Origin of the sequence: Bradyrhizobium sp. McL0615, assembly GCF_049993905.1 — a bacterium.
Classification (GTDB): domain Bacteria; phylum Pseudomonadota; class Alphaproteobacteria; order Rhizobiales; family Xanthobacteraceae; genus Bradyrhizobium.
Genome location: NZ_CP188254.1, coordinates 3,070,747 through 3,091,497, shown reverse-complemented (window position 1 = coordinate 3,091,497; position 20,751 = coordinate 3,070,747). Strand labels below are relative to the sequence as shown.

The following is a 20,751-nucleotide window of genomic DNA, read 5'->3' as shown; positions in this document are numbered from 1 at the left end:
CCCGGCCGGTGGATCGAACCCGGCCGGGCGCAATCCCGTTCTGCAGCAGCCGGACCAAAGGCGATGCCGATCAAAGCAGTCGACGACGATCCCGAAAAGGCGCGGCGCTTTCGCGACGCCGCGCTACCTTATCTGAACGACGCCTATACGCTGGCGCGCTACCTGCTTCGCAACGCCACCGACGCCGAGGACGCGGTGCAGGAATGCTATCTGCGAGCGTTCAGGCATTTCGACAGCTATCGCGGGCCGGCGATGAAGCCGTGGCTATTTGCGATCCTGCGCAATGTCTGCCGCGCCGAGTATGCCCGTCGCGCCCACACACCGACCAGTGCGATAGAAGACGCTCCCGAAAGCGCCGAGCAGACGCCGCTGTGGCATGAAGCCGAAGAGACACCGGAGGCGCAGCTCGTGCGCCGCTGGGATTCCGACACCATCCGCCGGCTGGTGGCGGCGCTGGCCGAACCGTTCCGCGAGACGTTTGTGCTGCGGGAAATTCAAAACCTGTCGTACCGCGAGATTGCCAAAGTCGCTGAAGTGCCTGTCGGCACTGTGATGTCACGTCTGGCGCGCGCCCGCGCCATGCTGCGATCGGCGTGGCTGGCGGAAGAGGAGCAATGCAAATGACCTGCGACGAGGCTGAAGTTTTGCTTCACGCATTGATCGACGGCGAACTCGACGCCGGGCACGCGCGCGAGGTGGAAAGCCATATCGCCGGCTGCCCGCGCTGCGCGGCGGCGCTTCGCGATTATCGCGAGATGAGCAAGGCCATTGCGGAAGCCGGCGCGGGTTACACCGCGCCAGCAGCGTTGCGCCAGCGTATCGAGGCGGCATTGCCGCAGCCGCGCCAGGTGCCAAATCGCCGCGCCGTGCTGCGCGGCTTTGCAATGGGCTCCGCGGTATCGGCGCTGGCCGCAACCGGCCTGGTCGCGATCGTGCTGCGCCAGGACGACGTCGACCGCATTCAGTCGGAGGTCGTATCGGCGCATTTGCGTTCGTTGCAGGCAGGCCATCTCACCGATGTGATTTCCACCGATCAGCACACGGTAAAACCGTGGTTCAACGGCAAGCTCGACGTGTCGCCGCCGGTGATCGACCTGACCGCGCAGGGCTTTACCCTGATCGGCGGCCGGCTCGATTACATCGATGCCCGCGCCATCGGCGCGGTGGTCTATCGCCGCCGCCAGCACGTCATCAACCTGTTCGTGTCGCAGACGTCGAGCACCGAACGGCGCCCCGCGAAGATCGACACGATCCAGGGCTTCAACATCCGGCACTGGAGCGAACGCGGGCTGAATTACTGGGCGGTCAGCGACATCGGCAAGGACGAGCTTGCGGATTTCGGCGAGAGGTTCGAGAGCGCCACACGCGTAGCCGGATAAGTTGGTGAGGGCGCGGGCGCACGATGAAGCCCCCGCCCCTCACGCAACAGGCACCAAGCCAGGCTCCTTATCGCGCCTTGCGATGATGTCGCGGCGCGAGCTGCCGCTGATCGCGCATCGGTACGGCATCGACGTAATAGGCATTGGATTGATCGAACGATCGATATGCCGGCCGGCCGCCGAGCACGTCGGCATTGGGATGATAGAACGCGAAAGCGCCGGGCTCCTGGATCGCGGCTTGCGCGAGCACGGGCGTTGCGATCGCGGTCATCAGAAGCGCGGCGGCGAGGGTTGGGATCGATTTGGTCATCGGTGAGATCCTCTTTGTGATGAAGTCATCCCATCCAATTGGGTACCGCAGCGCAAAAGCGGATAGCCGGACGATGGTTTCACCGCGATGTGAACAGCCGTGCTCAAAAGTCCCGACGGCGTGAATGCGCGCAAAATCTTCGCCGGCAAATCAGCGGAATATTCGTCTACAAATGAAACGATCGGCGCAGCATTTTCGCTATTGCGCGGCAGCTCCGTAGAGCGTGTTAGCTGCGTTGACTGGTGGGACTAGCGGTGGATTACGCTGCCGCTAGCCCACCTCGCGAATCCGGACAGCTGCTATGTCTGCGGTGGATAGCGTTCGAAGGTCGGCAGTTCGTGCGCGCGCTCCATCCAGCGTATCCGCTCTGCCGTCTGGATGTGTACCATCGCCGGCACGGCGTCGGGATCGTCACAGGTCGCGCTCTGGATATCGACGATGCCGGGCAACACGTTCGCATTGATGTAGAACAGTCCCGTGCCGCAGTCGGCACAAAACTGCCGCCGGCCGTGTTCAGAGGACTGATAAGTTTTCGGCGCCCCCTTCGTCACCTTGAGCGCATCTTCCGCATACATCGACCACCCGACCATCGGTGCGCCGGCGTGACGCCGGCAATCTGCGCAGTGGCACAGCGCGTGAACGATCGGGTCGCCCTCGATCTGATAGCGGATTGCGCCACAGTGACAGCCGCCGGTGATGTTGACCATGCCTCTCTCCCAATCAACGCGGCTGTCGTTGCCGCTTCCGTCGGAGATAGGCTCGAAGATTGGCGGTTCAACGGCGCAACGGCCTTGCCATTGCGTCTTACTGTCGCGTGACTAGGCCGACTTCCTGACCGCGTTGTCGACCAGCGTCTTGCCGAGCGACCAGATCGCGCCGGGGACCTTGTGGCTGGCGGCGATGACGTCGTCGAACGACTTTTCGATCCAGTTGCAGTCTTCTTCGGTGATCACGAGCGGCGGCAGCAACTTGATGGTGTGGCTGCCGTGGCCGGAGACCTGCGTCAGGATCTTGTGATCCTTGAACAGCGGTACAGTGATGAGCTGGCAGAACAGGCCCTTGTTGGCGGTCTCCAGCAGATTCCAGGAAGCCTTCAGCCGCAGCGATTTCGGCGGACCGAACTCGATGCCGATCATCAATCCCTTGCCGCGCACTTCCTTCAGCAATTCATAGCCGGGCACCATGCGGGTGAGCGCGAGGCGAAGCTCGGCGCCGCGCTTGGCGGCCTGCTCGACCAGCTTTTCATGCTTGATCACGTCAAGGGTAGCGATGCCGGCGGCCATCGCCAGATCGTTCTTCGCAAAGGTCGAGCCGTGCACGACCGCGCGGTCCATCTGGTTGAAGATCTTGTCGAAGATACTTTTGCGCGTCAGCAGCGCGCCGACCGGCACGTGGCCGCCCGACAGCGCCTTCGCCAGCAGCACCATGTCGGGCTCGACATTCCAGTGCTCGACGGCGAGGAATTTTCCGGTGCGGCCGATGCCGGTCTGGATTTCGTCGGCGATGAAGATGGTGCCGTATTTCTTGCACAGCGCGGCGGCGCCCGGCAGGAATTCATCGGTGGGCAGGTTGACGCCCTTGCCCTGGATCGGCTCGACGATGAAGGCCGCGACCTGGCGCGAGGACAGCGCCTGCTCGAGGGCGGCGAGATCGTTGAAGGCAATCTGCGTGCATCCCGGCAGCAGCGGCTCGAAGCCGGAGCGGAAGTTGGCATCGTCCATCAGCGACAGCGCGCCGTAGGACAGGCCATGGAACGAATGCGAGCAGGAGACGATGCCGGGGCGGCCGGTCGCGCCACGCGCGAACTTGATCGCGGCCTCAACGGTCTCGGCGCCGGAATTGGCAAAGAACACCTTGTCCAGATATGGCACATGTTCCAACAGACGTTCCGCCAGCACGCCGGCGAGCGTGGACACATCAAGTTGAACCAGATTGGGAAAATCGCTGTCGAGCACGCTTTTCAGCGCCTGGCGCAGCGACGGATGATTGCGGCCAATCGCAAAAACGCCAAATCCGCTCAGTAGATCGAGATAGCGGGCGCCGTCCCGATCGAACAGGTATTGACCTTGACCCTTCTGAAAGCCCACATCGTAGCCGATGGTCTTCAGCACACGGACGAGCTGCTCGTTCAGGTGGCGCGCATGCATGGAACTTCGCTGCGCCTGCCGCTCTACAAAGAGCCCGGAAACATCTAGATATGAACTTGGCATTCGCTACATACGTCGGTTGATGGCTGTTTCGTCAACTGAAAACACTCAATGCGGCGTTTTGACCCCCGCTTTGGATCATCTACTTAAACATAGGTTTGAACCATGTTGCACTGCCCAAGAACCATCGCGCGTACAATAGTTTATTCGGGAGTTTTTTTAGCCACAGGTCTTAACGCGGCGTTTGCCGCCGATCCCACAGGTGACTGGAAAGTAGCCGATGGCGTGGCCAATATTCGCGTCGCCCAATGCAGCGGCAGCATGTGGGGCGTCGTTGCCTGGGAAAAGACCCCGGGCGGCAAGGACAAGAACAATCCGGATGCCGCCAAGCAGAGCCGGCCGACCTTGGCCATGCCGATCCTGATCGACATGAAGAAGAAGCCCGGCGTCGATTCCTGGGAAGGCCAAGTCTACAACGCCAAGGACGGGCAGCTCTACAGCTCGACGATCAAGCCGGTCGGTGCCGACCAACTTGAGATCCAGGGTTGCGTGCTTGGGTTCCTGTGCGGCGGTGAGACCTGGACCCGCGCCGGGCCGCCGATTCCCTCGAGCCCCGCCAACAGCATGGCCAAGGGTGCGCCGAAGGGAGCGCCTGGCGCGGCGCCCAAGACTGCAGCACCGGCACCTGCGCCGGCGCCGAAGACCACCGGTGCAGCAAATCCCGCACCTGCCAGCCCTGCACCTGCACCGAAAGCTGCGCCCGCCCAGAAGCAGGCGGCCGGCCAACCCGCTCAGCCCGCCGATATCGGCGATATCTGCCTACTCCCCGACATCGCGCGGTTTACCCATTAGCGCGGGCTGGAACAGCAGCACCGCGGCCAGCGTGATGATGAACGACAGCACCAGCAATTTGCCCATGCTGGCGGTGCCGGGATGACTGGATAGCCACAGGCTTCCGAACGCGGTCGCGGTCGTCAGCGCCGAGAAAAAGATCGCGCGCGTCAGGCTCGACTGCAGCAGGTTCGTTCTGCCCTCGCGCCAGGCCGTGACGTAGTAGATCTTGAAGGCGACGCCGACGCCGAGCAGCAGCGGCATCGCGACAATGTTGGCGAAGTTGAGCGGCAACCCGATCAGTACGCAGAGCTCCAGCGTCACCGCGCCGGCCACCAGCAGCGGCACCATCGTCATCAATACGTCGCTGACCCGCCGCAGCGCCAACCAGAGCAACAGGCTGATCACCACGAGCGCCCAGATGCCGGCATGGATGAACGCCCTCACGATGGTGTCGCCGGATTTGAGGATCGACACCGGCCCGCCGATCGCATTCGGCTCCGCCGCCAACACCGTATCGGCAAAGCGGCGGAGGTTATCGTTGTCGTTGGGATCGCCCTTCGGCAACGCCTCGACGCGGATCAATCCGTCCTTCGACTTCCAGCCGTTCACCAATTCCGGCGGCAGCGTCTTCAACGTGACAGGGCCTGCCTGCATCGTGTTCTTGAGCTGATCGAACACGATCTTGAGCGGGGCGACGAAAATGTTCTGTGCCTTGACGCGCATCGCCTGGTCGCTTCCGGCCAGTTTCGACAGTGCGTCCGCCAGCCGTCGTGAGGCAACCGCGCCCGGCCCCTTGCCGTCGCCGGCGGTCCTGCGCAGGCTGTCGACCGAACTCTTCAGGGCCTCCACATTCTCTTCATCGGTGGGGGCGGCATCGACAGAATCGGGATTCAGCGCGGGCCCCACTACCCTCGCCGCCTTCGCGATCAACTGCAGCTTCGCCGGCTGATCCTCAGGGACGAAACTGTCGAGCGACATCACGCGCAGGACTTCCGGCAGCTTTTCCAGCTTTGCCTCGATCTTCCTGGCTTCCGCTTCCGAAGTGGTCAGCACGTTGATGGCGTTGGCGCCGGTATTGGGATCCTTGCGCAGGTCGAGGAAGGTCGCGATCGATTCGGCCTTGGGGTTGCGCAGGTTGATCGGGTTGAAGTCGAACTTCATGAAATAGAGCAGCGGCAGGCCGGCCACGACGAGGAGCAGCGTCCCCCCCACGATGATGACGCGATGCCTTTCGAGGAATTCGTCCACCGGCGCCAGAAACGCGTAACCGACAGCCTCGCTTTCGCCGGGCGGGTGAAGCAGCTTCAGCATGGCAGGCAGGGCCGTGATGCTGGTGATGAACGCGATCAGCATGCCGGCGCCGGCAATCTTGCCGAGTTCGGAGATGCCCTTGTAGTCGGTCGGCAGGAAACACAGGAAGCCGGCGGCGGTGGCCATCGCGGCGAGCGACAGCGGGACCGCAGACCGTCTCGCTGCATTCTCCAGCGCAAGCGCCAGATCTTCGTTCTTGAAACGCTCGGAACGGTAGCGGACGCTGTACTGAATACCGAAATCGACCCCGAGACCGACGAACAGCACGGCAAAGGCGATCGACAGCAGGTTCAGCGATCCCACCATCATCAGGCCGACCGCAGTGGTGAGCGAAAGGCCGATGAACAGGTTCACGAACACCGCAAAGATGATTTTTGCGGAATGCAGCGCCATCCAGAGGATCACGAGGACGATCAGGACGGTTACGATACCGTTGAGGATCGCACCGTCCTGAACGGTCGAATATTCCTCATTGGCGATCGGAACCGGACCGGTCAGCCGCACCCGCGCGTTGTATTGGCCCGCAAAATTGAGGTCGATCGCGGCCTTCCGGATCGCGTCGGTGGCGTCCTTGCCGGGTTCAAGCGCGTTGTAGTCGAGCTTCGGCTTGAACTCGATGAAGGCGCGGCGGTCGGCGTCGGTCAAAGGCTTGTCGCTGACGAGTTCGCGCCAGGAGAAAGTCGCCGTCCCCTTGTTCAGGATGTCTTCGACCGTCTGGCTGATCAGGTTGAAGGGCCGTTCGGCATTGTCGAGCTTGACCTGCCCGCGCTTGACGCCGGCAAGCCCGGTCTCCAGCGCGCCGGTCAGGCCGCGGATCGAGGGATCGCCGGCCATGATCTCGATCAGCGGGGCGGCGGCTTCGAGCTGGCCTGCAACCTTGCCGACCTCTTCCACCGGCAGGAACAACAGGCCGTTCTTTTCGAAGAATTCGCCGGAGCCCAGCGGCTGCACCGATTCGAAATTCTGGGTGTCGCCGGTGAGTTTTGCGGCGAGCGCCTTGCTCGCGGCGCTGGCGAGTTCAGGCGTCGGCGCCTCGACGACGGCGAGAATCAGTTTTTCGCGGTCGAATGCGTGCTCGAACTGATTGTCGCGCTTGCGCCAGTCGAGGTCGGGCGAAATCAGCGTGTTGATGTCGGTGTTGATGGAAAAATGCTTGGCCGCATAGTAGCTCGCTCCCACGGCCAGAAGCAGGGCGGCGATGACGACGAGAGTGGCAAACCGCGTACAGGTTCTGACAATGGCGACAACAATACTGGTCAGCACTTCGTTTCTTTCTAAATCTCAAGGAGAGCTGGGCGAAAACGCCCGCTGTCTAGCGGAGTTCCCGAAGCCGATCTAATGTTGTTTTGGTTACTTCCTGCGGGGTTCAAGCGAAGCCGCAAAAACGGACCGCAACAGGCGCTCGGCGCCGGTATAGCCCGTCCGGATGGGCGATAAAGTGACGAACCGGTGAGCAACACTGGTTCCCATAAGCGCCGCTTTAGGTATCTAATTACCTACCATCTGGTAACCATTGCGCGATGCACCTTTTCTTGCCGCACAATTTTTGACACATAGTCCTGCGCTTCCATCTACTTGGGTGGGGATTACCAACCGGTTCCGGTCGTGGTGCGGATATTGCAAATATCCGGATGTGACCGGCTGCACGGAGACCTTCGGGTGAATTTGCGAATTCAGTACCTAGTGCAACTATCGTAATGGACATCCCATGGAAGTGTATCTAGCGCAGCCCCGCGGATTTTGTGCGGGCGTCGTACGTGCCATCGAAATCGTTGAGCGTGCGCTCAAGAAGTACGGTCCGCCGGTCTATGTCCGTCATGAGATCGTACATAACAAGTACGTGGTCGAAAGCCTCAAGGCCAAGGGCGCAATCTTCGTCGAGGACCTGTCGGAGGTTCCACCATTGGCGGTGACCGTCTTCAGCGCCCACGGCGTGGCCCGCAGCGTCGAGGAAGAGGCCGCCGCCCGCGGCCTGCCCGTCCTCAATGCCACCTGCCCCCTGGTCACCAAGGTCCACAACCAGGGCAAGCGGTATATGTCCAAGGGCCGTACCCTGGTACTGATCGGCCATGCCGGTCATCCCGAGGTCGAGGGAACCATGGGCCAGGTTCCGGGGCCGGTTCTGCTGGTCCAGAACGTCGATGACGTGGCGGCCCTGACCCTGCCGACCGACGTCCCGCTGGCCTATATTACCCAGACCACCCTGAGCGTGGATGACACAAAGGACATAATTGCCGCCCTTCAGACCAAATTTACAGATATTCAAGGCCCCGACATCCGGGATATCTGCTATGCGACACAGAACCGCCAATCTGCGGTAAGGGACTTAAGTAAGCTAGTGGACGTCATTTTGGTGGTGGGGGCCGCCAATAGTTCCAACTCAAACAGGCTCCGCGAAATCGGCACCGAGGTCGGCGTCGCGAGTTATCTCATTGCCGACGGGAGCGAGTTGAACCCCGATTGGCTCAAGGATGCGAAAGCCGTCGGCATCACGGCGGGCGCCTCGGCGCCCGAAGTTTTGGTCGACGACGTGATCGAGGCTTTGAGGCGTATCGGACCCGTCAAGGTATCGGTGCTTCCCGGCCGGGAAGAAAATATCGAATTCCGGCTTCCAGCCGAACTGACTGCGGGCTGATCCACTTCACGATTCCAAGTCTGGGCCTCAAGGCCCAGACCCAAGTCCAGAAAGAAATCTCTCAAATGGCAATACCGTTTTTCAAGGAACTGCGTATCGGCGGCTATCTGATCAAGCAGAAGCTGCTTGGCCGGAAGCGCTATCCGCTGGTGTTGATGCTGGAGCCGTTGTTCCGCTGCAACCTCGCCTGTGTCGGTTGCGGCAAGATCGACTATCCCGACGCGATCCTCAACCGCCGCATGTCGGCGCAGGAGTGCTGGGACGCGGCCGACGAATGCGGCGCGCCGATGGTGGCGATCCCCGGCGGCGAGCCGCTGATCCACAAGGAGATCGGCGAGATCGTGCGCGGACTCGTGGAACGCAAGAAGTTCGTCTCGCTGTGCACCAACGCATTGCTGCTGGAGAAGAAGCTCGATCTGTTCGAGCCCTCGCCCTATCTGTTCTTCTCGGTGCATCTCGACGGGTTGAAGGACCACCACGACAAGGCGGTATCGCAGAAGGGCGTGTTCGACCGCGCGGTCTCCGCGATCAAGGCCGCAAAGGCGCGCGGCTTTACCGTCAACGTCAACGCCACGATCTTCGACGGCCATCCGGCGGAAGAGATCGCAAAATTCCTCGACCTCACGACCGAACTCGGTGTCGGCGTCTCGATGTCGCCGGGCTACGCCTATGAGCGCGCCCCGGACCAGGAGCACTTCCTCAACCGCACCAAGACCAAGAAGCTGTTCCGCGACGTGTTCGCCCTCGGCAAAGGCAAGAAGTGGAACTTCATGCATTCCGGCCTGTTCCTGGACTTCCTCGCAGGTAACCAGAGCTACGAATGCACGCCGTGGGGCATGCCGGCCCGCAACATCTTCGGCTGGCAAAAGCCCTGCTACCTGCTCGGCGAAGGCTACACCAAGACCTTCAAGGAACTGATGGAGACCACGGACTGGGACACCTACGGCACCGGCAAGTACGAGAAGTGCGCCGACTGCATGGCGCATTGCGGTTACGAGCCGACGGCTGCCAACGCTGCACTGCTCAATCCATTGAAGGCGATGTGGGTCGCGCTCCGCGGCGTCCGCACCACGGGGCCGATGGCGCCCGAAATCGATCTCACCAAGCAGCGCCCGGCGCAGTACATTTTCTCGTCCGAGGTGCAGAAGCGCCTGTCCGAGATCCGCAAGGACGAAGCCGCTGCCGCAGCCGCCAAGCAGCGAGCGAAAGAAGAAAAAACCTCCACCGCCGCCTGAGCCGGATGGCGAAAAGATCAGGGCCTCGGTTCTTTGGAACCGAGGCCCTTCTTTTTGTTTGACGCCCTTTGCCTGGGATCAGATCGTAGCGGTGGCGAGCCCCTCTTCGCCGTGCAGGAAGCCGCGGCAGCCGCGCAGGGAGCGCAGCGCGCGATTGAAATCCAATCCCGTGGAGACCAGCGCACGCAGCGTGGTGGGGTTGCGCGCCACCCCGCGCAGCACCTTGCCGAGGTCGATGTCGCCGTTCGGCTTGATGGCGCTCTTGGCCAGCGCCGGAAGCGCCCGGCTGGCGGGATCGGAGATGACCCGCAGCGCCGCGAACGGCAGGCCGGCCTCGGCCGCATAGGCTGCGGCAATATGGCTTTCCATATCGACCGCTGCCGCGCCCGTCTCTGAATGCAGCGCCGCCTTGCAGGCGGTCGCCGCAATTACCTGCTCCACGCCGGCCAGGCCACCGCGGACCACGCGCCGGCGATGCAGTGCCGCACGGGCGATCAGTTCCTCGTTCAACGCCAGGCCAGCCAGAAAACGGGTATCGCCAGCCAGAACCTCGGTCGCCACCACCACGTCGCCCGATTTCAGCGACGGATCGAGCCCGCCGGCAACGCCGAACGAGATGACACCCCTGAAAGTGGTAGAATCCAGCGTCGCCAGCAGTGCGCGCAATTGCTGCGGATCGCTGGAACTGCAGATCACGATCATGCCGGGCCCGGCCGCGATGCGGGCCTCCTGCACTAATCCTGTTACGATCAAAACCGGTCGTGGATCATTCGAATTGCGATCAACCGAATTGTCCACGAGCGCGGCGGCCCCCGCCTCCAAAGTCACATCCCGACCCCTACCACCCTGCTGTTGGTGCTTCTCAAATTTCGGTACCGCGCCAGCGCCCAGAGCGGAAAGAACTTCGAGTAGCCATGATAACGCAAGTAAAACACCCGCGGAAAGCCTGTAGCGGTGTAACGGGCCTCATCCCACAGCCCTTTCTCGGTCTGTGTGGCTTTTAGGTACTCCACACCACGCACTACAGCCGGATTTTCGACCTGGCCGGCTGCCATCAATCCAAGCAAGGCCCATGCCGTTTGCGAGGAAGTCGACGGAGCGTCCTCGAATCCCTTGTAATCCAGCCGATAGCTGACGGCATCCTCGCCCCAGCCGCCATCGCTGTTCTGAATCGATAGCAGCCAATCCGCCGCCTTGCGAATCACTGGATCCTGGTGATCGACCCCTGCGACATTCAGCGCACACAGCACCGACCAGGTCCCGTAGATGTAGTTGAGGCCCCAGCGCCCGTACCAGGAACCTTCCGCGAGCTGGGTGCGGCGCAGATAGGCGATACCGTCCGCGACCGCCTTGCTGGTCTCGGCGGTCTCGCCGAGCTGCGCCAGCATCGAAATGCAGCGCGCGGTGACGTCCTCGGTCGGCGGATCGAGCAGCGCGCCGTGGTCGGAAAACGGGATGTTGTTGAGATAGTATTCGAGGTTGTTGACGTCGAAGGCGGCCCAGCCGCCATCGCGGCTCTGCAGGCCCTCGATCCACTCGCGGCCGCGCGAGATCGCTTGATCGTATTCCTGGCTGCCGGACGCCCGGCGCGCGCGGTCCATCGCCATCACCACCACGGCGGTGTCGTCGAGGTCGGGATAATAGTCGTTGTTGTACTGGAACGCCCAGCCGCCCGGGCGGACGTTGGGTGCCTTTACCGCCCAGTCGCCCTTGAGGTCGAGCACTTGCCTCGGCTTCAGCCAATCGAGGCCCTGCTCCATCTTCTTGATCGTGTCTGCGCCGCCGGCTTCCGCCAGCGCGTGGCAGGTCAGCGCGGTGTCCCACACCGGCGAGACGCAGGGCTGGCAATAGGCCTCGTGCTCGCCGATCACCAGCAGCTTGTCGATGCCCCTGCGGGTGACCGCCCGGGGCGGATAATCCGGTCCCTTGCCGAGCGCCTCATACATCATGACGATGTTGGCCATCGGCGGATAGATCGCGCCCATGCCGTCTTCGCCGTTCAGCCGCTCCTCGGTGAAAGCGAGCGCGGCATCGATCGCGCGCTGGCGCAGCTTTTTCGGAAACACCGGCTCGACCACGCGCAGGATCTTGTCGAGCGTGCTGAACAGCGTGAACCAGCCCCAGCTCTGGTGCGGCGCCTTCGGCGTCATGCCGACCGACTTGGGATCCTGCACGAACAGCTCGTCGATCCCGACACCCTTGGGATTTTTCGCCAAAGGCTTCAGCGCCGCCATCACCATCAGCGGCACGATCGTGGTCCGCGCCCAGTAGGAAATCTTGTTGATATGGAACGGCGACCACATCGGCAGCAGCATGATCTCGATCGGCAGCACCGGCACCGCGCGCCAGGACAGCACGCCGTAGAAAGCGAGCAGGAAGCGCGTGAAGACGTTGACGCGGGCACCGCCGCCGCGGGAGCGGATCGCCTCGCGCGCGCGCACCATGTGCGGGGCATCGACGGAATCGCCGATCATCTTCAGCGCAAAATAGGATTTGACGCTGGCGCTCATGTCAAACGGGCCGTCCTGCACCAAGGGCCAGCCGCCATGATTGCCTTGCGTGCGGCGCAGATAGTTGGCGATCTTGGCTTCGAGCGCGCTGTCGACGGGCTCGGCGAGATAGTGCCGTAGCAGAACATATTCCGACGGGATCGTGCTGTCGGCTTCCAGCTCGAACACAAAGTGTCCATCGGACTGCCGATAGCCGAGCAGCGCTTCGGTCGCCGAAGAAATGCTCTTCTCCAAAGCGGCGGAATCGACTGTTGCGACGGGGTCGGCTGTCGCGACGGGATCGGCTGCAATTGTTTTGTCTATGGAAAGCATTCGCTAGACATCCCTCTATTCGCGCGCGGGCTCTGTGAAGCCGGTCACGCAACAAGTCCGGTCAGGCCTGGAGCGTGATGACTATTCCTTGAATAGTCATCACGCTCCAACTGACTATTTGAGCATGATCTTTTCGGAAAACCGGTATCCACTTTTCCGGATCATGCTCTAGGGCCTCGCCAGAACCAGATCGGCGGCGCGGTCGCCCGACCGTATCGATCCTTCGATGGTTGCCGGCAACCCGGTATCAGTCCAGTCGCCGGCGAGAAACAGGTTTTTGAACGATGTCACCGGCCCCGGGCGCAGCGCGTTCTGCTCCGGCGTGGCCTCGAACGTGGCGCGGCGCTCGCGCACGATCTGCCAGGGCGGCAACGGCAAATCGCCCTGCAGCCCCGCGGCCTTGCAGACGTCCCGCCAGATCGCCAGCGCGAGTTCTTCGCGCGGCATGTCGACGAGGCGGTCGCCATTGCTGATGGTGACCGACAGCCGCTGCGGAAATGCGAACAGCCATTCCACGAGGCCGCCGACGACGCCGAGGATGGGCGCGGCATCGCGCGGTGGATCGAAGCGGAAATGCGCGTTGACGATGGCGCGGAATTTCGTCGGCGTCTTCAGGCCCGGCAACAGCGCCGCCGCCGGGCGCGGCGGCACCGCCAGCACCACGACGTCGTCGGGGCCGAGCGCAATCGTATCGCTGCCGAATTTCAGTTCGCCGACATTGCCGCCCGTCATCGCGAATTCGCGCAGTTCATGGCCGAACTGGATCGAGGCGCCCTTGTCCTGCAACAGCTTGATCGCCGGCTCGACCAGAACCGCGCTCAAGCCGTCGTGCGCGATCAGCGGCCGGCAGGCCTGCCCACCCGCCAGCAGCGTTTCCCGCACGATCGCGCCGGCCAGGCCCGCCGAGCCCTCGGGCGGATCGACATTGAGCGCAGCCAGCAGCAGCGGCTGCACCAGCCGGTCGTACAGCGTGCCCTTGCAGGGGATGGTGTCGCCGACCAGCTTTCCGGTGCCTGCCCAAACCAGCGGCGCCAATGCGAGATAATCGAGCAGCCTGGTATCGGGGACACGGCGCGCTTCGTCGAACACCCATAGCGGCAATTTGCCGTCGCCGAGATCGAGCTGCCAGCGCTGGCCGGTCATGAGGTCGACAAAGGGAAACTGCGCAGTCTTCGGTCCGACTAGCCCCGCCTCGGTGCCGATCGATCGGGCGTAGGCCAGTGCATGGCGGTTGCCGGACAACAGCAGATGGTTGCCGTTGTCGATGGTGAGATTTGTGGCCGCGTCGAAATAGGACCGGCAGCGGCCACCGGCCTGCTGCGTGGCCTCGTGGACATGCACCCGGTAATTGGCGTTGGCCAGCCGTACAGCCGCCGAGAGGCCGGAAACGCCGGCGCCGATGATATGAGCGTTTTTCTGCATCAGATGATCGCGTAACGGAGAAGGATGGCGATCTTCGCCCATTTATGGACGCGGACCGGCTCGCGCGGAGCGGCAAAACCCCTCGCCAGCAACAAGTCCAGGATCGCGCGGTAATATTTCGACATGATCCGCGGCGCGCGCACCACGCGCCGCGAATTGCGCTTCATGATCTCGTCGGCCTTTTCGAAATGTTTCTTCGCCCGCTCGGCCAGCGGCAGGCAAACTTTGGGAAGTGCGCGATCGGCCGTCACCTTCTGCGGATTGTCGCTGGTGATGCCGGCGAGCAGCAGGCCTTCGCGCGGCAGATAGAGGCGGCCGAGGCCGGCGTCCTCGTCGATGTCGCGCAGGATATTGGTCAATTGCAGCGCGCGGCCGAGATGATGGGCGAGCAGGATGCCGTCTTCCTCGGGCATGCCGAACACCCTGACCGACAGCCGCCCGACCGCGCTGGCGACGCGGTCGCAATAGAGATCGAGCGTCGCCAGATCCGGCGCACGAATATCCTGTGGCACGTCCATCTCCATACCGTCGACGATCGCGAGAAAATCCTCGCGCCTGAGGCCGAAGGTTTTCACCGCGGCGGCGTAGTCCTGCACGCGCGGCGGGGGATGTCCGTGATATAGCGCATCGATGTCGTCGCGCCATTGCTGCAGCGCCGCCAGCCGCTCGGGCCGCGGCCCGTCGGAATCGGCAATGTCGTCGACCTGCCGGCAGAAGCTGTAGATCTGGAACATCGCTTCACGCTGGCTGCGCGGCAGGATGCGCATCGCGGCATAGAACGAACTGCCGGACGCGGCAGTGCCGTAATCTGCGTTGGCCGCCGCCGTCTGCAACGTCATGCGCCGGCCGCCGGTTTTGCCAGGGGACGCCGTCCCGCTGCGCGTCTGATCATTTCGCCCACCATGCCGCCGATGCTCTGGGCGAGCAATTCGGGCTTGCTCAAATGCACGCGTTCGCTCAGCGGGTCGCGCTCCTTCAGCATGCCGACGATCTTGTCGGCAAAGGCCTGGATCACGGCAACCTCAAGCCCAAGCCGGAAATCCTTGACCTCGGCGCTGAGCGACTTGCTTTCATTGAGCAGCGTCTCGGTCCGCACCGCGAGCGCCTGCAGGCATTGCAACAGTGCCGGCTGCGACTTCGCCTCGCCCAGCATCTCGACGGTGGCGCCGCTTGAGGCCAGCGCGTCGCGCGGCAGGTAGACGCGGTTGAGATTTTTGTAGTCCTTGGCGCAATCCTGCAGATGGTTGTTGATCTGCAAGCCGGCGCACAGCGCGTCGGACGCGGCCCAGGTCGAGGTGCTCTCGCCATGGACGTCAAGCATGAAGCGGCCGACCGGCATCGCCGAGTAGCGGCAATAATGAATGACGTCGTCCCAGTTCTCGTAGCGCAGCTTGGTGACGTCCATCCGGAACGCGACCAGCACGTCGAGCGCGTGACGCGGCGCCATCGCGCGCTCGGCAAAAGCGCGACGCAGGCTGACCGCCTCCGGTTGGGTGTCGCCCTTGCCCAGCAGTTCCGCCTCGAGCAGGTCGAGATAATGCAGCTTCTCGTCTGCGCTAAGGGTCGCGTGATCGGCGATGTCGTCGGCCGTCCTGACGAAATTATAGAAGCTCAGGATCAGCGCCCGGTGGCGCGGATGAATGATCCACGACGCGACCGGAAAATTCTCGTCGCGGTGGGTCTTTCCGGATCGCAGGTCGCTCGCGCTGGTCATCAGGAACTGGCTACTCATTGGAATTGGCGGCAAGCGCCGATGTTCGGCGGACGCGAGGAAATCGCGTGCCCCATATAGGGGAATACGCCGCCAAAACCAATGCTATATGGGCTGATTAGGCCCGCCCGTGACGCGCGTCATGGAGCCGAAAATGGCCTTTTCCGCGCGGGCTAACGGGCGCGAACGCGGCTTATTGCCCGTTGTTCTTTAGAACCTGATCGCAGGCGGTGCTGATCTTGGCCCGGTGCTCCTTGAGACAGGCCAGGATGGTGAAGTCGCCCTGGTCGATCACCGGACGGCAGAACTTCTGCACGTCACGGTTACAGGCCTTCTGCTCCTCCGGCGTTCCGCTGCGTTGCTGCTGCTGGGCAAGGGCTCCGGACGAAACCGAGATCGACAACAGGGTGAGTGCGAGGAGAAATTTACGCATCGTATTCCTTCATTTCGCGGCAAGAAATCCTGTTCCCGATTTGCACTTCGGCATTGCCGGAACGGATTTGTTTGGATGGGCAGGCGCCGCGTAACGCAGCGACGAGTACAGGACAAGCATGGCAAATGCGGCCAAATTTACGGCGATATTTACGGCGACCTCAGCACGTTAAATAACCGACTGATATTTAACGTGTATTTTTGTCACACCTCCGGTGGCAATTGGTTGTTGCAGATGAAGCGGCGCGTAGCTAGATGCAGCGCCGACGAGGCTGGTGTGAACGGTTGATTCTTCTCAGTCACCTGCGGCCTTTTCTACCGCTGCCGCCTGAAACAGCACCCTGTCATTTGAACCTAAGCTACTGCGGGAACACTAAATCTTCGATGCGGCGAGACGTATCTTGCAAAAGAGGCGTCTATTTCATGGGAAAACTCACGATGAAACTGTTTGGTTCCAGCTTGTTCGGTCAGGCTCTCGCAGCTGCTGGCATCAGTGCCGCGCTCATGTTGTCGGTCACCGCAAGCCATGCCCAGGCGGGAGGCCCGTTTGCCGGCTTTGACGGAAACTGGAGCGGCGCGGGCACGGTCGTGCTTTCCAATGGCAGCACCGAGAACATCCGTTGCAAGGCCGACTACAAGGTCAACGCCAACGGGCTCGGCCTGAAGCAAAATCTGCACTGCGCCAGCGACAGCTACAAGTTCGACCTGTCGAGCGACGTCACCAGCCAGGGTGACCGTATCTCCGGCAACTGGAGTGAAAAGAGCCGGAATATCTTCGGCAATCTGCAGGGCACTGCCGGCGGCGGTCAGATCGACGTGTTCGTCGAGGCTTCCGGATTTGCCGCAAACCTGAATTTGCGGACCAACGGCAACAAGCAGAATGTGCAGATCGACTCCAAGGGTGAAATCCGCGGCGTCAAGATCACGATGACCAAGACCTGACGCGGGCTCTTTGAAATTGTGTGAAAGGCAGCGCCCCGGCGCTGCCTTTTCATTTTGATCAGCTGAATTTCCAGCGCCAGCAGGGGTCGCCGCGGTCGCGACGTTCCGCCAGTTCGACGCGCATGAAGCGGTCATGCGCAAGCGCAGCCCCCACCCATAATTCGTTCCAGGCGTCGAACACCGTGGGCGACAGCGCTTCACGTTCCGCCATCAGGCGCCACGACGTCTGGCGCACGGTGGCGGTCGAACCTTCCAGCTGCAATTCCGCGTCGTCGTCCTGGCCGCGGGCCAGCCGGGCAAAGGCTTTGGCGAAACCGGCTGCCCCCGCGTCCACACCGCCCAACAACGCCGCGACCTCGTCGAACGTATGCATCCCGACGAGCCGCGCCGCGGCACCGGCAAGATGCCCGCCCTCTTCCGGACCGAGCACAGCGATCGTTTCCGGCACGATCGAGGTGATGTATTCCATCGCATAATTGCGCAGCACCTTCTGCAGCCGTTCCTCCGGCCATGTGTTCCCGGGCAGGCGCGGCGCCAGATCAGCCTGGAACGGCGGACAGCGCTCGCCGGGTGAAAACTGCAGCCGCTCCTCGGGCGCGAGATCGTGATCCCACTCCTTGTAGTAGCCCTCCAGCCCGGGCTGGCCGTCGACAGTCTGCCCGGTGCAGACAAAGCCGAGCCTGGGATTGCCGAGCACGACGCCGTTGTTGGCGTGCCATCCGCGCAGCATCGCCCGCGAGACCTCCGACGGGATACCGCAGATCGCGGTGCCGGACCAGATCCAGCGCGGCGGCGGATAGCGCACCCAGGCCTTGGTGTCGCTCTCGTAGACATACTCGACCTTCACGCCGCCGACCTGGTTCGACAGATAATGATACTGGGCGCAGGCCACCGCATGCGGAAGCTGGTCGAGGCCGAGCTTCTTCAATCCGGGCAGAAAGCGCGCCAGTTGCTGCCGCCGGAAGGTACGGAACACCACCTCGGCCGCGCGCGGCGCGCCTGCCCGCGAGGCCAGCATCAGGATCAGCCCGGTGAGATAGGAATGATAGATGTGTTCGATGGCGCGGTAGGCGGCGGCATCCGCCGCAGGGCGAACCGCTGATCCTGCAGACGTCATTCCCAGGCCCCTCTTCGGCTGCCGTTGCCCGGCAACCTCTTTGTTTGGCAGCCGCTGTTATTCAGCAGGCTTCATCAGTCCGCAGGCTTGACGTGACTGACGCCGCGGATCTTTTCCGACAGGTTGATCAGGAACATCGAGGTCGGCCGCAGGATGAAGAGATCCGCCACCAGCGCTGCGATCATCGAGAACGCGCTGAGCCAGCCGAACAGCCGCAGCGACGGCAGATCGGAGAACACGGTGACGACGAGGCCGCAGGCCAGCACCACCGTGGTCAGGATCAGCGCCGGACCGACCAGCACGGTGGCGCGCTCGACCGCGAGTTCCGGCGTGATGCCGGGCTTGCTCTCCAGCCGCAGCCGGTTGAGGAAGTGGATGGTGGCGCTCAGCCCGAGGCCGAACGACACCGTCAGCGCGACCACGCTGGCGAACTGCAGCCCCTCGCCCAATAGCCACAGCACGGTGCCCGACGCCACGACCGGAAAAATGCCGGGCAGGATGCAGGACAGCATCACCACGACCGAGCGGAATGCCAGGCCGATGAAGACGGCCACCAGCAGGAATTCGATCGTCAGGCCGTGGTTGAGTTTCGAGATCATGTTGGCGCTGTTGCGCGCGGCGATCGCCGACAGGCCGGTGACCGCGATCTCGAAGCCGGGGTGCTCGGCCCTCACCGTGTCGAGCGCCTTGTCGAGCTTGTCGATCACAGGCAGGATTTCGCTGGAATCGAGGTCGGGAACGCGCCCCGAAACCACTACCGCGTTCTGGTCGGCCGAGATGAAGCGGCGCACCAGATGCTCGGGGATGACGCTGACATATTCCTTCAGGGTCGCGACGTCGTTGCTGCCGGCCTTCTCGGCAAGCCAGCGGCGCAGGGTTTCCAGCGACCAGACGTTACCGACGCCCGCTGATTTCTCGACCATCGAGTGAACCTCGGCGATCGTCTTCAGCGTGTCCGGCGCATAGAGCGAGGCGCCCTTGGGGAATTCGATCAGCACGTCGATCGGATTGGCGCCGGTGAGCTTGGCGTCGAGGCGGCTTGACGCCGCCACCGCCTGCCGCTTGTCCGGCACCTGATCGGCGAGCCGGTAGCGCGGCTCCAGCGTGGCGTAGATGAAGCCGAGGCCGGCGACGAGCAGCAACGCCAGCAGGCTGAACAGCCCGGGGCGGCCGACCATCCGCACCGCGATCCAGTAGCAGAAATTGCGCAGCGCCTGCACGCCGGCATCCGCGCTCTGGAATTTTACCGCGAAGACCTTCTCGTTGCGGACGAACAGCACGCCGAACACCGGCACCAGCGAGAGCACCGCGATCAACGCGATGATGGTGGCGGCAAGGCCGGCCTCGCCGAATTTGCGGATCAGTTCGGAATCGGAGAATTGCAGGGCGATGAAGGAGATGCCCGCGGTGCCGTGGGTCAGCACGCAGGCCGGGCCCACCACCAGCACGGCGTTGGTGAACGCGGTCAGTTTGTCCTGGCCCGCGATCAGGCGGTCGCGCGCGGCAAAGGTCAGCTGCATCGAGTCCGAGAAGCTGATCACCATGATGAGCGGAGTCATCACGTTCAGGAACATGTTGAGATTGAAACCGGCCCAGCCGAGGCCGCCGAGCGCGAGCAGGATCGCGATGATCGGCGGAAAGGCCGCAACCACCATGAACGATATCTTGCGGAAGAAGATGATCGCGATGATGCAGCCGGCCAGAATGCCGAGGATGTTGTAGGTCAGCCCGTCGCGCTTGACCGCGTTGCGGATCTCGAGCTGCATCACGGGAACGCCGGAGAGCTGGGCGTTGAGACCGCTGCCCGACAAATCGTCGGCCATGATCTTGCGCATTTCGCCGACCACCTTGCCGAGATCGTTCGAGGAAACGACGCTCGGCTCGAGCGACAGCACGATCAGCGCCAGCGTGCCGTCCTCCGACAACAGCTTGCCGCGAATGATCTCGTTGGATTTGACGGTCTCGGCGAACTTGTCGTAGGCGGCGCCTTGCGGCAGTTCGGGCGGGAACAGCGCGGCCGGCAGCTTGCCGGGCTCCGGCGCCTGGCGCGCCGAAAACAGCGAGACCAGGCCGCGCACGCCCTCGACCAGCTGCAGGTCGGTGACCATGTCGCGGATCTTTTCGAGGTTCTCGCGGGCCAGCAGCGTCTTGCCCTCGACCACCACCAGCACGTCGAATTCGGTCGCCGGGAAGCGCTTGGTCACGGCCTCGTATTGCTTGTAGTCCTTGGAATCGGAACGGAACAACTGGCTCAGCGAGTCGTCGATCTTGATCCGGTAGATCCCGAAGATCCCGGCCACAATGAGCACCGCGAGAATGAGCATCGAGAGGATCGGCGCCTTGACCGCGATCAGGCCGATACGCTCGAGTCCGAAGGCGATGCTCTTGCCCGGCGGCGGCGGCTCCTCGATGGCTTCGACGTGGACGTGACTTTCGGAGTTCTTGTCGAGCATA

Annotated in this window: 18 protein-coding genes; 6 read left to right on the top strand and 12 right to left on the bottom strand. The window is 62.8% G+C overall.

The genetic code is table 11. From position 1 onward, the window contains the following. Positions 1-63: 63 nt before the first annotated feature. The gene (locus tag ACPPVP_RS14625; protein ID WP_426535356.1) at positions 64-624 is read left to right on the top strand and encodes a sigma-70 family RNA polymerase sigma factor; all 561 of its coding nucleotides are present in this window, start codon (positions 64-66) and stop codon (positions 622-624) included. Next, a complete protein-coding gene (locus ACPPVP_RS14620) occupies positions 621-1,379 on the top strand; it encodes an anti-sigma factor family protein (protein ID WP_426535354.1) in 759 nt (252 codons plus the stop codon). Before ACPPVP_RS14625 ends, ACPPVP_RS14620 begins: the two co-directional genes overlap by 4 nt. A 67-nt stretch (positions 1,380-1,446) precedes the next feature. On the opposite strand, the gene ACPPVP_RS14615 is transcribed toward ACPPVP_RS14620, so the two are convergent. The 3 genes from ACPPVP_RS14615 to hpnO form a co-directional block, all read right to left on the bottom strand. Next, the gene (locus ACPPVP_RS14615) at positions 1,447-1,689 is read right to left on the bottom strand and encodes a hypothetical protein (RefSeq protein ID WP_426535352.1); all 243 of its coding nucleotides are present in this window, start codon (positions 1,687-1,689) and stop codon (positions 1,447-1,449) included. 299 nt (positions 1,690-1,988) lie between these two features. Beyond that, positions 1,989-2,396 carry a GFA family protein gene (locus ACPPVP_RS14610; protein ID WP_426535350.1) on the bottom strand — a complete coding sequence of 136 codons (408 nt, stop codon included), beginning with the start codon at positions 2,394-2,396 and terminating at the stop codon, positions 1,989-1,991. A 111-nt stretch (positions 2,397-2,507) separates the two neighbouring features. Beyond that, positions 2,508-3,899, bottom strand: a complete 1,392-nt coding sequence (gene hpnO / locus ACPPVP_RS14605) for an aminobacteriohopanetriol synthase HpnO (protein WP_426535348.1) — start codon at positions 3,897-3,899, stop codon at positions 2,508-2,510. Between the two features lie 102 nt (positions 3,900-4,001). Here hpnO and ACPPVP_RS14600 point away from each other — a divergent pair, with 102 nt between their 5' ends. Beyond that, positions 4,002-4,688, top strand: coding sequence for a DUF2147 domain-containing protein (locus tag ACPPVP_RS14600; protein ID WP_426535346.1), 687 nt, complete (start codon positions 4,002-4,004; stop codon positions 4,686-4,688). Here ACPPVP_RS14600 and ACPPVP_RS14595 read toward each other — a convergent pair. Beyond that, the gene (locus ACPPVP_RS14595) at positions 4,656-7,244 is read right to left on the bottom strand and encodes an MMPL family transporter (RefSeq protein WP_426535344.1); all 2,589 of its coding nucleotides are present in this window, start codon (positions 7,242-7,244) and stop codon (positions 4,656-4,658) included. The two genes, ACPPVP_RS14600 and ACPPVP_RS14595, sit on opposite strands and share 33 nt — an antisense overlap. A 445-nt stretch (positions 7,245-7,689) precedes the next feature. On the opposite strand from ACPPVP_RS14595, the gene ispH reads away from it, so the two are divergent. Together ispH and hpnH are read left to right on the top strand one after the other, a co-directional pair. Then, positions 7,690-8,616 (top strand): 4-hydroxy-3-methylbut-2-enyl diphosphate reductase, encoded by a 927-nt coding sequence (gene ispH / locus ACPPVP_RS14590; RefSeq protein ID WP_426535342.1) that lies wholly within the window; start codon positions 7,690-7,692, stop codon positions 8,614-8,616. Between the two features lie 65 nt (positions 8,617-8,681). Further along, positions 8,682-9,851: an adenosyl-hopene transferase HpnH gene (gene hpnH / locus ACPPVP_RS14585; RefSeq protein WP_426535340.1), complete on the top strand. Its 1,170-nt coding sequence runs from the start codon at positions 8,682-8,684 to the stop codon at positions 9,849-9,851. A gap of 78 nt (positions 9,852-9,929) precedes the next feature. Here hpnH and ACPPVP_RS14580 read toward each other — a convergent pair whose 3' ends face one another. From ACPPVP_RS14580 to ACPPVP_RS14555, 6 genes are all read right to left on the bottom strand, one after another. After that, the gene (locus ACPPVP_RS14580) at positions 9,930-10,649 is read right to left on the bottom strand and encodes a phosphorylase (RefSeq protein ID WP_426537847.1); all 720 of its coding nucleotides are present in this window, start codon (positions 10,647-10,649) and stop codon (positions 9,930-9,932) included. A 26-nt stretch (positions 10,650-10,675) separates the two neighbouring features. Continuing rightward, positions 10,676-12,673, bottom strand: coding sequence for a squalene--hopene cyclase (gene shc / locus ACPPVP_RS14575; RefSeq protein WP_426535338.1), 1,998 nt, complete (start codon positions 12,671-12,673; stop codon positions 10,676-10,678). 168 nt (positions 12,674-12,841) lie between these two features. Then, the gene (hpnE, locus tag ACPPVP_RS14570) at positions 12,842-14,095 is read right to left on the bottom strand and encodes a hydroxysqualene dehydroxylase HpnE (RefSeq protein ID WP_426535336.1); all 1,254 of its coding nucleotides are present in this window, start codon (positions 14,093-14,095) and stop codon (positions 12,842-12,844) included. Next, positions 14,095-14,934, bottom strand: coding sequence for a presqualene diphosphate synthase HpnD (gene hpnD / locus ACPPVP_RS14565; RefSeq protein WP_426535334.1), 840 nt, complete (start codon positions 14,932-14,934; stop codon positions 14,095-14,097). Before hpnD ends, hpnE begins: the two co-directional genes overlap by 1 nt. After that, positions 14,931-15,809, bottom strand: coding sequence for a squalene synthase HpnC (gene hpnC, locus ACPPVP_RS14560; protein ID WP_426537845.1), 879 nt, complete (start codon positions 15,807-15,809; stop codon positions 14,931-14,933). Before hpnC ends, hpnD begins: the two co-directional genes overlap by 4 nt. A 190-nt stretch (positions 15,810-15,999) precedes the next feature. Then, on the bottom strand, positions 16,000-16,239 hold the full coding sequence (locus ACPPVP_RS14555) for a cysteine rich repeat-containing protein (protein WP_426535332.1): 240 nt from the start codon (positions 16,237-16,239) through the stop codon (positions 16,000-16,002). A 437-nt stretch (positions 16,240-16,676) separates the two neighbouring features. Here ACPPVP_RS14555 and ACPPVP_RS14550 point away from each other — a divergent pair, with 437 nt between their 5' ends. Next, positions 16,677-17,180 (top strand): hypothetical protein, encoded by a 504-nt coding sequence (locus ACPPVP_RS14550; RefSeq protein WP_426535330.1) that lies wholly within the window; start codon positions 16,677-16,679, stop codon positions 17,178-17,180. A 58-nt stretch (positions 17,181-17,238) separates the two neighbouring features. Here the strand turns inward: ACPPVP_RS14550 and ACPPVP_RS14545 are convergent, their stop codons facing one another. Beyond that, positions 17,239-18,297 carry a hypothetical protein gene (locus tag ACPPVP_RS14545; protein WP_426535329.1) on the bottom strand — a complete coding sequence of 353 codons (1,059 nt, stop codon included), beginning with the start codon at positions 18,295-18,297 and terminating at the stop codon, positions 17,239-17,241. A gap of 74 nt (positions 18,298-18,371) precedes the next feature. Further along, the gene (locus ACPPVP_RS14540) at positions 18,372-20,750 is read right to left on the bottom strand and encodes an efflux RND transporter permease subunit (protein ID WP_426535327.1); all 2,379 of its coding nucleotides are present in this window, start codon (positions 20,748-20,750) and stop codon (positions 18,372-18,374) included. Between the last annotated feature and the right edge of the window lies 1 nt (position 20,751).